This is a genomic window from Nocardia wallacei, assembly GCF_014466955.1.
In the GTDB taxonomy this organism is placed as follows: domain Bacteria; phylum Actinomycetota; class Actinomycetes; order Mycobacteriales; family Mycobacteriaceae; genus Nocardia; species Nocardia wallacei.
In genome coordinates this window covers 4,409,495-4,424,010 of record NZ_AP023396.1, presented here as the reverse complement: position 1 = coordinate 4,424,010, position 14,516 = coordinate 4,409,495, and the positions used below count along the sequence as shown (strand labels likewise).

At 64.9% G+C, this 14,516-nt stretch carries 11 protein-coding genes and 1 pseudogene; 7 read left to right on the top strand and 5 right to left on the bottom strand.

The genetic code is table 11. From position 1 onward, the window contains the following. Window positions 1-520 precede the first annotated feature (520 nt). Window positions 521-1,570, bottom strand: a complete 1,050-nt coding sequence (locus NWFMUON74_RS19460) for an aldo/keto reductase (RefSeq protein ID WP_187683291.1) — start codon at window positions 1,568-1,570, stop codon at window positions 521-523. A 101-nt stretch (window positions 1,571-1,671) separates the two neighbouring features. Here NWFMUON74_RS19460 and NWFMUON74_RS19455 point away from each other — a divergent pair, with 101 nt between their 5' ends. Next, window positions 1,672-2,256 carry a TetR/AcrR family transcriptional regulator gene (locus tag NWFMUON74_RS19455; protein WP_187683290.1) on the top strand — a complete coding sequence of 195 codons (585 nt, stop codon included), beginning with the start codon at window positions 1,672-1,674 and terminating at the stop codon, window positions 2,254-2,256. Window positions 2,257-2,797: 541 nt separating this feature from the next. Here the strand turns inward: NWFMUON74_RS19455 and NWFMUON74_RS19450 are convergent. Further along, window positions 2,798-3,475 (bottom strand): TetR/AcrR family transcriptional regulator, encoded by a 678-nt coding sequence (locus NWFMUON74_RS19450; RefSeq protein ID WP_187683289.1) that lies wholly within the window; start codon window positions 3,473-3,475, stop codon window positions 2,798-2,800. A 98-nt stretch (window positions 3,476-3,573) separates the two neighbouring features. On the opposite strand from NWFMUON74_RS19450, the gene NWFMUON74_RS19445 reads away from it, so the two are divergent. After that, window positions 3,574-4,995: a flavin monoamine oxidase family protein gene (locus NWFMUON74_RS19445; protein WP_187683288.1), complete on the top strand. Its 1,422-nt coding sequence runs from the start codon at window positions 3,574-3,576 to the stop codon at window positions 4,993-4,995. Between the two features lie 295 nt (window positions 4,996-5,290). Here the strand turns inward: NWFMUON74_RS19445 and NWFMUON74_RS19440 are convergent, their stop codons facing one another. Beyond that, complete coding sequence (locus NWFMUON74_RS19440; RefSeq protein ID WP_187683287.1) at window positions 5,291-6,208, bottom strand: alpha/beta fold hydrolase; 918 nt, start codon at window positions 6,206-6,208, stop codon at window positions 5,291-5,293. A 121-nt stretch (window positions 6,209-6,329) separates the two neighbouring features. Between NWFMUON74_RS19440 and NWFMUON74_RS19435 the strand changes: the two genes are divergently transcribed. After that, the gene (locus tag NWFMUON74_RS19435) at window positions 6,330-6,896 is read left to right on the top strand and encodes a CGNR zinc finger domain-containing protein (protein WP_232110449.1); all 567 of its coding nucleotides are present in this window, start codon (window positions 6,330-6,332) and stop codon (window positions 6,894-6,896) included. Window positions 6,897-7,222: 326 nt separating this feature from the next. On the opposite strand, the pseudogene NWFMUON74_RS36735 reads toward NWFMUON74_RS19435, so the two are convergent. Further along, window positions 7,223-8,203 (bottom strand): annotated as a pseudogene (locus tag NWFMUON74_RS36735) (NAD-dependent epimerase/dehydratase family protein). Here NWFMUON74_RS36735 and NWFMUON74_RS19425 point away from each other — a divergent pair. Together NWFMUON74_RS19425 and NWFMUON74_RS19420 are read left to right on the top strand one after the other, a co-directional pair. After that, window positions 8,127-8,507 carry a hypothetical protein gene (locus NWFMUON74_RS19425; RefSeq protein ID WP_187683285.1) on the top strand — a complete coding sequence of 127 codons (381 nt, stop codon included), beginning with the start codon at window positions 8,127-8,129 and terminating at the stop codon, window positions 8,505-8,507. The pseudogene NWFMUON74_RS36735 and the gene NWFMUON74_RS19425 sit on opposite strands and share 77 nt — an antisense overlap. Next, the gene (locus tag NWFMUON74_RS19420) at window positions 8,504-8,878 is read left to right on the top strand and encodes a hypothetical protein (RefSeq protein ID WP_187683284.1); all 375 of its coding nucleotides are present in this window, start codon (window positions 8,504-8,506) and stop codon (window positions 8,876-8,878) included. The genes NWFMUON74_RS19425 and NWFMUON74_RS19420 overlap by 4 nt, the downstream gene beginning before the upstream one ends. Window positions 8,879-9,100: 222 nt before the next feature. Here NWFMUON74_RS19420 and NWFMUON74_RS19415 read toward each other — a convergent pair whose 3' ends face one another. Continuing rightward, on the bottom strand, window positions 9,101-10,210 hold the full coding sequence (locus tag NWFMUON74_RS19415; protein ID WP_187683283.1) for a hypothetical protein: 1,110 nt from the start codon (window positions 10,208-10,210) through the stop codon (window positions 9,101-9,103). Window positions 10,211-10,595: 385 nt separating this feature from the next. Here NWFMUON74_RS19415 and NWFMUON74_RS19410 point away from each other — a divergent pair, with 385 nt between their 5' ends. Beyond that, complete coding sequence (locus tag NWFMUON74_RS19410) at window positions 10,596-11,684, top strand: IS630 family transposase (RefSeq protein ID WP_232110446.1); 1,089 nt, start codon at window positions 10,596-10,598, stop codon at window positions 11,682-11,684. A 187-nt stretch (window positions 11,685-11,871) separates the two neighbouring features. Next, complete coding sequence (locus tag NWFMUON74_RS19405; protein ID WP_187683282.1) at window positions 11,872-14,481, top strand: GIY-YIG nuclease family protein; 2,610 nt, start codon at window positions 11,872-11,874, stop codon at window positions 14,479-14,481. Window positions 14,482-14,516: the final 35 nt, after the last annotated feature.

Genomic DNA, 14,516 nt, shown 5'->3' with positions numbered 1-14,516 from the left:
CGATGAGGCGATGTTGCGCGCTACGGCGCGGATGACGTCGAAGCCGGAATGTCACCCGGCACTGAACGAATCGTCGCACCTCGACGCTTGGTGGCCACTGAGTAGTTCCCAGCCGGTTCCGCGACCCGAGAACCTCGGGGGCGGTGTACACCACCGGCCTTCGAGAGCCGGTCAGCAGTTGACCCTTTCGAGTCCGTTGCCGCTTTTGCCCGCGGGCACATCTCCTGTGTCCGGTTAGACGAGCTATCGGTGAAGTCATCGTCCGTGAAACGCCGGGTCGGTTCGCGCCTGCCAGTCCGGCAACCCATCCTGCCCAGCCACGCCTGCTTCGCCAGTTGCCGGACCGGCGCACGTCCGGACAATGTCATCGGCGTTGGCGTGGATGCACAATCCTCTGCGGCGGGCGTCAAGCCGCTGTGGCGCGACTGGTGCAGGTTACTCTGCGCACGCACTATCGGTGGGCGAGGAACGACCAGATCACACCCGAGACGCGCAGTCGGGCCGGGGCGGATGATGGTCCTCACCGTAGGGCCACTCCCGGCACGCGGGCGCGGATTGCGTCGAGTGCCGCTTCGTCGGAGATGCCCTGCCAGTCATATCGCGGCGTGTACGGGGCGGTGAGGGCGCGGATGTCCTCGTCGCTGAGCACCACGTCCAGTGAGGCGGCCGCGTCGTCGATCTGTTCGATCGACCCGGCGCCGACGAGCGGGGCGGTGACGACCGGCTGACGGTGCAGCCAGGCCAAAGCTATGGCCGCGCGGCTGACGCCGTGGGCGTTCGCGACCTGCCCGACCGCTTCCACGATCGCGCGGTTGGACATCTCCTCGGCGGGTGAGTACAGCATGTCGGCGTACGCGCCGTCGGTTGCGGCCCGTGCTGTGGTGTTCGCGTCGTTCCAGGCGCGGGCCAGACGGCCGCGGGCCAGCGGGCTCCAGATGATCGTGCCGACCCCTTCGTCCAGGCACAGCGGGATCATCTCGCGTTCTTCCTCGCGCGCGAGGAGGTTGTAGTGGTGCTGCATGGACACGAAGCGGGCCCAGCCGTGTTGCTTCTGCAGGTGCAGGGCTTTGGCGAATTCCCAGGCGAACATCGATGATGCGCCGAGGTAACGCACCTTGCCGGCTTTGACCAGATCGCTGAGCGCCTCCAGCGTCTCCTCGAGCGGGGTCGCGTGGTCGTTGCGGTGGATCTGGTAGAGGTCGATGTAGTCGGTGCCGAGCCGGCGCAGCGAGTGCTCGACCTCGGTCATGATCGCCTTGCGGGACAGCCCCTTCCCGTTGGGGCCAGGGCGCATGGGATGACGCAGTTTGGTGGCGATCACGACGTCGTCACGGTCGGCGAGATCGCGCAGGGCGCGTCCGAGGATTTCCTCGCTGGAGCCGTTGGAGTACATGTTCGCCGTGTCGAAGAAGTTGATGCCGACGTCGAGGGCGTGCTTGATCAGCGGCCGCGCCTGTTCCTCGCCGAGGGACCAGACGGGGTGGCCGCGGTCGGGCTCACCATAGGTCATCGCGCCGATCGCGATGGGCGAGACGTCCAGACCAGTAGTGCCGAGTTTCACATAGCGCATGGGGTTCTCCTGCGAGGATGTACTTGCGGAGGAGTCTCCGAAAGTGATTTCGAAACTAGCGGAGGATTCTCCGCATGTCAAAAGTGGGGCATCATCGAGACATGACCGACGAGACCCCGAGCACCTACGGCACCCAGCGCAAGGCCGCCGCACGCAACCGGGTCGCGATCATCGAGGCCGCCCACGAGCTGTTCGCGGACAACCCACTCGTGCCACTGAGCGAGGTCGCCAAGCGCGCCGGCGTGGGTGCCGGCACGCTCTACCGCCACTTCCCCACGCGCGAGGACTTGATCCTGGCGGCCTACCGGCACGACATCGAGCGCCTGACCGTCACCGCCGAGGAAGTGCTGGCTCGGCACTCCTCGGCCAAGGCCGCGTTCGTGGAGTGGTTCGAGACCCTCGCCGGTTACATCCGGATCAAGCACGGTCTCGGAGACGCGCTGCACAGCGCCGCGGCCCAGGACGTGATCAACGCCTCCTGGGGGCCAACCACTGCCGCGGTCGCGAAGCTGGTCGACGCCTGCGTGGCCGAAGGCACCATCGCCGCAGGGCACGACCCCGCTGACATCATCATGCTGATGAGCTTCCTGTGGCGAGTGGCGAACAACGAGGACGGCGTAGCACGGGGACGGCGTCTGATCGCCGCCGTGTTCTCCGGCCTGAAGGACGCGCCCCAGCCGCTCTGATCCCAGCCGACACCGATGTCTGCCATGGCGCGCGCGTCAGGGAACCACCGAATCACAGGAGCGCCGTTCGACTGTCGCCTCTTCGAGACGGAGATGACAGTGCGTGATCACCGAGGGTGCTTCGGCTGCTGCTTAGGGTGTCGGTCTGCGCCCAACTATTCCACCGGATTTCGATGGGGCATGGGCGCGTCGTTATCGTCGTGTTCGGCGATCCGGCCGCACAGGTCGGTAGATGTCGTGCGGGTCTCGTAGGTCGTCGGCGGTCCGGTCCTGTCCCTGTTGCGACAAGCTATTGAACCCAAGCGGAACCCAGAGGTCAGTATTGGGCCGGAATCGACAAGTCTCTTGTGGGAGGTCAGTGTCAGGCTCGCAAGATCCGACATCGCAACGCATACGTCCGGGTCGGGGTCGCCGTCCGCGCGCTCCGTACCGGCTCGCGCTGCTGAAGCTCGGGTATTACAGCCGGATTCGACCTCGGCCGCCCAGTTCTCGCCACCGGCGAAGCCTGCGATCAGGCAACGGTTTTCGGATGCGCAAACCCCTACGCCGGTCGCAGGCCGTCCAGTACCGCGGTCAAGCCGCGCTCGAAGCGGTCACGCGCATCGGCGTTCGCGTAGCCGGCAAGGAACTGGGCCGTCGGTGCTATGTCCGTGCCGTCGGCGGCTGTCAGGTTCGACAGTTCGGCGATGGACGCACCCGCCGTCGACCCGTTATGTGCATAGGACGATTCGGCCAGCGCCGCGCCGAGCACGTAGTAGTAGAAGCAGGTCGTCGCGGATTCCAGTCGCTCGCCGCTGAAGCCTGCGGCGATGAGTACCCGAAGGATCGTGCCGAATTGGGCGACAGCTGCCGGTCCTATCGGCGGTGCGGCGCCGACCAGTGCGGCCGCCCAGTGGTGGCGCAGCAGGGCGTCGAAGGTGCGGCCTCCGATGGCGCCCAACGCCGCCCGCCAATCGTCGCCGGGTTCGACATCGTCCAACATCTCGGCGAATACCGCGTCGAGCGCGTACTCGAGCAGGTCGTCCTTGGTGGCGACATAGCTGTACAGCGTCATCGGCGGGGCACCGAGCCGGTCGGCGAGCTTGCGCATGGTCAGGCCGGCGACCGATTCCTCGTCGAGCAGACTGACCGCAGCCCGCACGATCCGGTCGCGGTCGAGCACGGGCCGACCGCGTCCAGGCTTCGCGGGACGCAGCCAGATCGACGTTCTCTCGGGCATTGACCGATCCTACGCCGCGCCGTACCTTGAACGAACTTCGTACGTTGTACCGCTAGCGGTATGGTGTACGTGAATGGTCTGATCGGAACGAGGTAGCGGTGACAGCAGGTAGTACGCGCAAGGTCGATGTGGTAGTTGTCGGTGCCGGCGTGTCCGGGCTGGCCGCCGCGCGGCGATTGACCGATGCGGGACGCTCGGTCGCTGTGTTGGAAGCCCGGCCGCGGGTCGGCGGCCGCGCACTGACCGGCTATGCGGGCGGCGTTCCGGTGGACGAGGGCGCGACGCTCGTTTACCCGACGCATCACAATGTCTTTCGGCTGGCTCGGGCATGTGGCGTCGATTTGTACGAGAGCAACTCCGAAGGACGCTTCCTGCTGCACACCAACGGCACCACACACAGTTTCCGATTCGGCGACTCACGCGGCATGAGACTGTTCGCCATCCCGGCGTTGCGCCCTCCGCTGCGCGCCATCCTCCACCTTGCGGCACGCTGGACGGCGCTCCCACTGGAGCCCGAGGCCATGACGCAGCTGCTGCGCGCTATCGCCACATTGGACGAACTCGCGGCCACGGTGCCACCCGCGGCACCGTGGACCGCGCCCGACGCCGACCACCTCGATCGGCGGACCTTGGGCTCCTGGCTGAGCGAACTGGTGCCCGCACCCCAGGCGCGGCGATTGTTCGAGGCGAACGTCGCCGGGTACCTGTCCGAGTCCACGTCCCTGCTGTATACCCTGCACTTCCTGCGTACCTGGGGCGGTATCGGCAACCTCTTCGCCACCCCCGCGCGGGTGTACCGATTTCACGGCGGCGCCCAGGAACTGGCTCGCGCGCTGGCTGCGGCACTGACTGATCGAGTAATTCTCGCCTGCCCCGTTCAGGAAATCGTCCAGCGCTCGAAAGGAGTCGTGGTGCGCTGCGCCGACACCGAATTCGAGGCGAAGCGAGTGATCGTCGCGATCGCCCCCTCCGGTATCCGAGGCCTACGCTTCGATCCTCCGCTGCCCGCCGATCGCGTCGCCATACAGCAATCCTGGCAGCCGGTGCACGGCCGCAAGATCAATATCGTCTACGACGAACCGTTCTGGCGACAGGCCGGACTGTCGGGCTCCGTACTCACCGATCTCGACGCGGTTCCCGGACTCCTCGACGCCTCACCCCCGGACGGACACCTGGGCGTGTTGGCCGGTTACCTACCTGCCGAACGCGGCCCCGCCGACGCCGCCGAGCGCCGCCGTACCGTCCTCGCAGTGTGCACGGAGCTGTTCGGGCCACGCGCAGCCGCTCCCCGCCACTATCTCGAGAAGAACTGGCAAGACGAGCCGTACGGGCACGGCTGTGAAGGCGGTCTCGCCGTCGGCGCGCTCACCACGGCGCGCCGCCTGCCGAAAACCCCGGCCGGCCGAGTGCACTGGGCCGGTGTCGAGACGGCGGACGCCTGGATGGGCTTCCTCAGCGGCGCCATCCAGGCAGGCGAACGCGCCGCCGCCGAAATCCTCGAAGCGCACACGGCTCGATAACCCCGCCGAGACCAGATTCCAGGAGGGCCTGAACGCGGCGTACCTACCCAACAAACTTCCGGAACGAGGTCCGCGCCCCGAAATCCCGAAGCAAATCATCAGCGCGATCGACACACAGACGCACAGCAACGCCTTTAGGCCGTCCAAGAGCGGGTCGCACCGGGTATCGCGAGCTTGTTTCGTCAGCTCAACCCGCAGCACCGAACATCCTAGCCCGGGTCAGTTGTGTGAACCCTCGTCCCGCGACAGTGGCCTCTCGAGGCCGCATCCACACCTGACAGGCGATACGGTGCAGCTACTTCTGCCCAAGAGAGGCGTCCGCTTGGGCCCGGCCTGCTTCCACCTCCAGCATAAACCGGGTCATAAGAGCCGCGCATTCTACGGAATGTGTTTCCAGGAGCTGGTGTCCGCCGTCGAAGACGTGGGTTTCCAACGCATCGAGGACGCGGTTGTACGCCATAATCTCCTCGAGGTCGAAGAAGGGGTCGTGCCTGCCCCAGAGCAGGAGACATGGTGGCTGGTGTTTACTGTGGTAGGCATGAATGGCCGGAAAACGGGCGATGTGTGACCCATAGTCGGAGAAAATCTTGAATTGGAGGTCTCTGATCCCCGGCCGCGACAGGCGTTCCCAATCGAGATACCAGCCCTCGGGAGGATAGAGACACGCCAGGCGCTCCGGCTGGTTTCCGATGTACTGGTATCGAGTTGTCTCGAAGTTCATCCATTCGGGCAGCTTGGCCCTGTTCGCATCGGTCGGATCGGCGAAGAATGCCTTCGGGCCGTCCCACTCCCGCCCCAGCCCCTCGTCATGGGCATTGCCGTTTTGAACGATCAGGCCACGGATCCGATCCGGTCGACGCGTTGCGAGATAGTAGCCGACGGGTGTCCCGAAATCGGTGACAAACAGGAAGAAGCTTTTGATATCCAGCGCAGCGAGGAACGCGTCGATCGTGTCGGCGATGTTCGCGAATGTATAGTCGAAAGTCTCGGCAGATGGCGCGGCGGAAAAGCCGAAAGCGGGCAGATCCGGTGCCACGACGTAAGCAGTTTCGGCTAACGGCTCGATGACATCACGAAACGCGTAGGACGAATTGGGGTAGCCGTGCAGCAGCAGGATCGCCGGCAGCTTCGGGTCTCCGGCATGCCGGTAGAAGATCTCCAAGCCTTGGACATCGATCGTCTCGTGGCGGGTCTTGTGGTGATGGCTGAGCATCTCATCCTCCTGGCCTGACGATCTGTGTACCGGATACTATGAGTATACCGGTTACCGGTCACCGTAACCAGTTAAGCTAGCGAAAGCGGTTATGCTCATGGGTCATGCAGAGACGAGATGGGTGCCGGGGCATTTCGTCGGCGGGCACCCCGCCTTGGATCTGGCGAACGCGGTGTTCAACCGGCGGATACCCGAGTCCGACAATGAGCTGCTCAAGTCTGCCCGTGACATCGGGAACTGGCTCGAGGCGTCGGGGCTTGCCGATGTGCGTGCGGCTGCCGCAGTCGCAGGAATAGCGGATGAGCCGTTCGTGGAGCGGATCCATGCCGTAAGAGAGGCATCGGCCCAGATCTTCGGGTCGATCGGTGCGGACCGCGCACCCTCGCCGGAGGCTTTGAGCTTCCTGTTCGAAGCCGCCGCCAGCGGACTTGCCGGCGGTGCGGTCGGGTTGAACGGCACGAGACCCGACGTCGTCCTTACTCGTTGGCGCGATCCCGCCGCTGTCGCGGCAGTCTTGGCCCTGCTGGTAATCGAGGGCTTTTTCACTCTGCCGCGCGAAAGGCTGCGCTCCTGCCCCCGCTGTGGCTGGCTGTTCCTGGACACGTCCCGCGGTGGAAAACGCCGCTGGTGCAGTATGCGAGTCTGCGGAAACCGTGAGAAAGTGTCACGCCACAGGGGCCTTGCCTAACGTCCTGTCCTGCAGGAACCCGCCGTCCGGGGTGCCCATCGGTGCGCGCCCGCGAGATCGCTGGACAGCCGGTCGACGAACCCGACGCCGACGACAGAGCGCACCTGGTCGTTCAGCGGCGCACGGGGGTGAAACCGGCTGTATCGCTGCGGGATTCGTGATGTCGCCGGGTTGCTGTGTCGGGTCGTCGGCGGCCACGACATCGATGGGTTCGGCCGATACCTGCCGGACAGCGGTGACGGTTGGATAATGCTGCATCGGCAAGCATCTCCGATCCGGGTGAGAGTGCCGTATCGGACGCGGCAAGACTCTTTCGGGCGCGGGAGTCATCGTGTCCGGGGGTGCCGGTTGGTGAAGAAGTGGGCGGCTCGTTGGAGGGAGTGCTCGACCGGCTCGGGGCGCCAGCCGAGTTCACGAGTGGCCTTGCTGTGGTCCAGCGGCGACATCAGCTCGGCCATGCGGATGCCGACAGCGGCGAACGGCAGGTCCCGGCGCAGCAGCCGGGCAGCGAGATCGTTGGCGCGGGCGCCCGAGTACAGCAATGGCAGCGGTAACCGGGTCCGGGGAGACGGGACTCCGGCGGCCGCGGCGACGGCGTGACGGATGTAGCGGTTGGTGAGGTAGCGGTCGGAGATGATGTAGCGGTGCCCGCCACGGCCGTGGCGGGCGGCCAGGGTCATGGCGCGGGCGGCGTCTTCGATGCCGACGACTTCGGCGGAGAAATCGAAGTAGAACGGGAAGCGTCCGGTGACCACGCGCGCGATGAGTGCGCCGTGTGGTGTGGGGGCGAAGTCGCCGGGGCCGTAGGTGGTGGAGACACGCATCGAGACCGCCGGAAGCTGTTGCCTACGTGCGTAATTCAGCACCAGATACTACGCGGCGAGCCGGGATGCGATGTAGGCGCCGCCGTCCCGGTTGTGCGGGTCTTCCTCGGTGACCGCGCGTTCAGTGCTGACGGCCATCGTGCCGGTGGTGCTGGTGAACACGAACTTCTCCGGCCCGGTCGTCACCGCCGCGTCGAGGACGTGGCGCAAAGCCTCGACATTGGTGCGCCACAATACCTTTGGGTCACGTACCCACATGCGCGCGTCGACCACGCAGTAGTAGACGACGTCGCAGCCCGTCATGGCGGTACGCAGGCTGGCATCATCGAACAGGTCGCCGTAGTGGCGTTCGACGTCGAGGTCGTCGAGGGCGCGGGTGGAGCTAGTGTTCCGCGCCTGAAATCCGTTGCAGATATCGTGCGAGGGAGTCGAGGATCTCCTCGGCTGTCTTGCCGCGCGGCTGCGGGCGAATCTGGAATTCATCCGCGCCCACGCGGCGCACATCCGTGCGGTGCAGCGCATCCTGGAGAACGCGCCCCATCATCGCGCCCGCATACCCGATCTGGTGGAGCCACTGTCGGAGTTGCTGGCCGCCGGGCAGCGTTCCGGCGAGTTCGCCGCCTTCGACCCCGTCGTCGCCGCGGCCGCCGTCCGGGCGATCGTCGATGCCACCGCGTCCTACCTCGCCCATACCGATGCCGCCGACATCGATCACCTGCTGTCCGAGATCGTCCGATTCATCGAACGAGCGACCGCGAGCACACGAGACGGGAAGCAGCAGTCATGAACACATCCACGAAAACCGGGCAGCCGACGACCGTATCCCGGCTCGCCGCAGCCTATCTGGCCCTCGGCGTCGCGACCGTGCTCGCGCTCGCCGTCCTGTCCGCGGTGGCGTCGGCGCAGGTCACTCAGCAGGCGTGGGTGCGCGGCGTCATCGTCGCGAGCACCGCGATCCTGACCTACGTCTTCGCCCGCCGAGCCGACAGCGGCGATCCGCGCGCCCTGCTGCGGCTGCGCATCATCGTCGTGATACTGCTCATCGCCTTCGCCGCGGTGCTGCTCTTCCTCCCGCTACCGCTGTGGATGGTTGTCGAACAAGCACTTTGCCTCGTACTGCTCGCGATACTCGCCCTCCGCCTGTTCCGCACGAAGTAGGACTGTTCCGAGTGCCCCGCAGACCTGAGACAACCACGCTATGGGTAACCACGAGGGCATGCTGAAACTTGTTGTGCACCATGAGGAATGATCGTCGTGCCGGTCTCTCGTCCCCAACAGCTGGCGCCCTTCGGTGACACGGCCCGCGAGGCCGTCGCGGCGTTTTTGGCGGAGATCGGAATTGTTCCGCGAGGGGCCGTCGGTCGACGTCACATCAGCGGTTCAGGCACACGGCGGTGTGCGTGTGACAGCGGTCGCGAGCGTGGCCGCTGCTGCCTTCTCGGCGGTTTCGACCGTGCACCGTCCGAAACCACATGCCGTCGCGACACCGTGGGCCGGGCGGTCGAGGGCGTCTTCGAACAAGGCCAACGCGTGTGCGCTGGTATCGGTCTCGGGAGACACCACACCCGCGATCACCCGCCATGCGGAGTCCAAAGCGCCCAGCGGGTGGTAGAACTCCGGCGTGAGTGGGGCCGGTTCGGCGCCGTAACCACATGGAATGTGTACTGGGGGAAGGGGGATCGCGCGGCGGCGCAACCGGCGGGCGGTCGCGTTGAGCAATCGCACGGCCGGCGCGAGCGAGCGCGGCGTCAGCAGGCTCCGGTGCTGATAATCGCCGTAACACAGGTGCAGGACGGTTTCCAGGTCCGCGTTGTGTGTGCGGGTCAGCAGTGCGGCCAGCTGTCGGGCGAGCAAGGGAGCCAGCAGCCGGTCGGCGTGAAACTGTGCGGCTTTTACCATGGCGAGCATCGCGATCGGAGTCTCGATCTGCCAGACGATGTGATGGTGCCGGGCCGATACCGCCGCCATCTCGCCGAGCACGGCGTCGACGAACACTGGCAGCATTCGCACGGCGTCGACGACTGACGCGGCGTGGCGCAGGGCCGGCAACGTCGGCAGCCCCGACGACACGGCAGCGCTGGCGAAGACGAACATTGTCATATCCAGCGGATTGGGTTGGCTGATCTGTAATCGCACGCCCAGCGCTGCGGTGTTCTCGGCACGCAATTTCCCGTAGGCGACGACGACCTCGTCGATCCGGTCGGCGCGGTCCATGGCGACGTGCTCCGGACGGAGACGCCGCCCGCGCCGTACCCGGAAGGTCGGAAAGTCGTTGTAGTCGGCGAATGCGCCGGGTCGTATCAGCTCGAGGGTGTCGGCGTGTTTCGCGCGGGCTCGGAGATAGTCGAGGATCCAATCGGTGTCGAGGTCACGCGGAATCGCGCCCACCGCCGCGCCGGTGCAGCGGTCCAGGAACCATTGCAGCGCTGCGCGATCGTCGGCCGCCAGTTCCGGTGGCAGGCTTCCAACGAAATGAGCTATACGAGCCATGCGAATACTCCAGACGCTGTGCGTCCACCCGAGACAGCGGATCAGCGAATCGGAGGCTACCGGGATTTTCAGCGGGCAACATCGGTGCAACATACTTAGGTATCCCAGCCCCGCCGTGCTCTGCGTTGTCCTCGAACCGACTGCGGCCGCTAACCGGCGACACCCACCGAAACCCGAGGCGCACACGCACCGTCACGACGTCAGTTTCCACCGACACGAACAGTCCCTCACGCCTGTAACCGGTGTCACCGTTCACCGAAAAACGACGTCCGACATCACCTGGGCAGCTAGTGCCGCGTCCGGGAAGGTTCGTGCAGTAACTGCCGGGGTGTCGAGTTGATCGTGCCCACCGGCAGCACGATGCTGCCGGTGGAGGTGGTGCCCGGTGGCGCGGAAGCCGGATGTGTTCGTCAGAGCGGTGACCCCTCAGGAGGGTCGCAAGCTCGCCCAGGTCGCCCGCCGCAGTAAGCAGCCGGTGCGGATGCGGCGGGCGATCGTGGTGATGGCCTCGGCGCAGCATCAGCCGGTGCCGATGATCGCGAAGCTGATGCAGGTGTCGGAATCGTATGTGCGGCAAGTGATCCACGACTTCAACGAGAAGGGTTTCGACGCGCTCGACCCAAAATGGAGCGCGGGCAGGCCGGCGAAGACCGATCAGGCGACACGTGATCGGATCTGTTCCATTGCCCGGTGCTGCCCGCGTGATCTGGGCTGGCCGTTCTCAGTGTGGAGTCTGTCGAAACTGGTAGAGGTGTTGCGGCACAACGATATCGCCGACATCAGCCGGGAAACGCTGCGCCAGATCCTCAAAGCCGGTGGGGTGTCGTGGCAGGCCACCAAGACCTGGAAGGCCAGCAATGACCCGGATTTCGTCGAGAAGATGAACCGGGTCCTGGACCTGTACGACAATCCTCCCGCCGACGGGCGCGTGGCCTGCATCGACGAGTTCGGGCCGCTGAATCTGCAACCCCGGCCCGGTCGCGGCTGGTTCGACCGGCGAACGCCGAGGCGGCTGCGGGCGACCTATCACCGCACCCAGGGTGTGCGGCACATGTTCGGCGCACTGGACCTGAGCACAGGACAGCTGTTCTACCGAATCCGCGACCGGAAACGCTGGACCGAGTTCCTGACCTTTCTCAAATCCCTGCGCCGCCGATGGCCGGGCCAGAGGTTGTATCTGATCGCGGACAACTATTCGGTGCACAAGCGTCGCGAGGTTCGGCAATGGTGCGCTGCCAACGATGTGGAACTGGTGTTCGTGCCGACCTATTCGTCCTGGTTGAACCGCATCGAGTGCGAGTTCTCCGCGCTGCGGTACTTCGCTCTCAACGGCACCGACCACCGCAGCCACGGCGAACAGGACGACGCGATCGGCACCTACATCCGCTGGCGCAACCAGCACGCCGAACCGATCCGCGACTTCGCCGTCGGATCGAAGATCCGGCACCCCGATTACCTACCGAAGGTTGCCTGACGGGGCACTAGCTTCGAGCAGGAGCATGCTATCTGGTCGGTAAATGGGCCCACGCCGGCGGGCGCAGGAGATGAGTCCCACCCTGTGGTCGAGGAGTTCATGGCACGGTGATTCGATGGCTGGGGTGTGCTGGCCAATAGTGCTGCGGGCCATGAGCGGTTGTCGGTGGGCTGAGAGAGAATCGGGCATGCGTTCTGGGGAGAATATTGTTGAGCAACGCGATGAGTGGGTAGCCCGGGTCTGTGAGGTGCTGATCGGCCCATACGACGAACACCCGGCCTTCGGTGCGGTTGAGACGGTCCCTGAGTTGGGGGACCCTGGATTGACCTGTGCATTGCTGGTCGCGCGAATCGCTGCGCTTACTGCTAATGGGAGTTCGGTTGCTGAGGTCGTGGAGATACTGGTTCACGATCGAAACGCTGCCAGGTTCCGGGATGACCTGACTGATCTCGTTAAGAAAGTCTGGTGGCAAATCGAATGGGATGGCGTGGTCGGGTCAGACCGGGTCAACTGCGGTTTGCGGGGTTGGAGCCCTGAGAGCACCTATCGCCTGATGCTGGAACTCTGGTCGGCGCATCGCCGGGCATCCACCTCCGATGACAAGCTCAAACGAGAGTTGGTTCGCCGGTGGGGTATTGATGATCCGGATTGGCTCGAGACCTGTCGAACTCGTCGACCGAACCCACTGCTGGCATTCCCCGACACGTCTGCCAGCTTGCATGCCGAATCCGATGTCAGGGCGGCGAACCTGGCTGCGTACGGCGTCGGAGGCAGCGAGCTGAGCGCGAAGGCTTGGGACTGGTGGTCGAGTCGGCTGGCGTTCGGGATATTGGATGCCAGGCATCTGTTCGCGGTCGGCGGTGACTTGGTTCGCTGGCGCCAAGCCCAACAGGTACTGCGTCCGGTGGGCGATCCGGACTTGCATGGGCCGATGTCGCGGGCGATACAGATTATCGAGGACGGGCTCGGAGCTATGGCCGAGGCCGTCGATGGGCTGAGCACTCTGGAGCGCGAACTTCTGGGTGAGCGCTCGGACGAGATCAATTTTCAGGAGTGCTGCCTCGCGACCGTGGTGAGGTGGTCGTGCTACGGGACTGGATTGCCACGGTTCGTGGAAACCTATGGCGTGCAGGGTAGCTGGGGAGATGGTGCCGATGCCGCGCACGGCCTGTGGGGGCCGTTGCCGTGGTGGGTAATCACTGTGCTCGACGGCGATCAGGAAAGGGCGGCTCGAGCGACCTTGCGCGAGGGCACTCTACCGCTCGGTATCGAGCAGAATTCCGCCGCTTCCCATCGGCTGACGTTGGTTGTCCGTCGACCTCGAACGGGTGAACCGGGCCTGCGTGCCTCCTTCATGTTCGACCTGACCAATCCTGCTCATGCAGGCGAGTTGCTGTTGATCGGCCGACGAGGTGGGGTCTGTGTCGATTTGGTGAGAGTGCCCGACTATGACTCGATGGACCCAGATGATGACGACGTGCAGGATCTGGCGCCGACCGAGCTGGGCACGGTGAGTGTCGAGGCAGGTGGTGAGCTGGCCCGACTTCTGATCGAGCGTGCTTCCCAGGCTCTCCAAAAATTCGTGTCAGAAGAATGGGAGTCCAACCACCAGGGAGAGATCCAATCGCTCCAGCAGGCACTGGAGGGCTGCGGGAGGCCGGCAGTAGGCAGCTATTCGCCCTCCAAGCGTCGTGTCCGGGTGACTGCTCACGAACGAAGAGATGACGGCATCGTCCTAGAAACCGATGATCCGCCCAGCGCCACGACGGACTTCGGGCCGCTCCGCTTCAAGATCGAACGGTCACCGAAAATTGTCTCTCCGCCGCGACCGTCACGAGCCCAGGACGCCGGATTTGTGTATGTTCTCCGTAACCCCGGCATTCCCGGAATGCTCAAGATCGGCTTCTCGCATCGGTTGTCGGAAGATCGTGCCGATGAGCTGTTCAGTACGGCCGTGCCGTTCCCGTTCGAGGTGCTGTATCGCGCGTACACCTCCCGTCCCCGCGATGTCGAGCAGGCTGTTCACCGACTACTCGCCGCACACCGTGTCGCCGCGAACCGCGAGTTCTTCCGGGTCAGCCTCGAATCGGCAAAGGAGGCGATTCGGCACTGCCAGGAACTCGTCACGGGAATCGAGAGCTGGGATCCGCTACCGGAAATGCGCCTGCTTCATGCCGGTGACCGGGTTGTGCTGCCCCTTAAAGACAGTCAGTTGCTGATACTGACCGCCTTCTCCAACATACTGGCGCCGAACGCCGACGTGGTCGATCTATGGCAAGCTCATTCAGACGGGGACCTGCTCGAACTACATCTCACGTATGACGCCGGGCAAGTACATGGTCTCAGTGACTCCGACCCCGACGGTGTCGAAGACCCAGTCCCGTACCTGAATCGGGACAAATCCGCGCCCAATGGTTGGCTCCATGGCAGGGAACGGCTGACCCCGGGTGACCGGCTCAGCTGGCTTTCGCACCCGGACGCCGCCCACAAACTCCATGTGGTCTTCGAAATCTGCGATCCCTGTCAGGTTACCTACCGAACCTGGAACCCGCAGAAAAGCCCCGAAGGTTCGCCGATGCTGCTCAACTTTGTTACGCGCACTCTGGACGAAGCCGTGAAGGTTGAGGTCAGGAAGGCGCTCACGCTGGGGGTACCACGAAGTTGGGCTCCTCGAAATCCGGACTCGGCAGAGTGGGTGCAACCGGCGTCCCGCTCGACTGGTCCAGAAGACTGGCTGCCGCAGCTGCGACCCCGTCGAGGCCGTGGACGCCCGCCCTCTGCTACTGCCGCCGATTGAGCTGTTCGTCGCCGGCCGGTCTCTGCGGCGGTCAG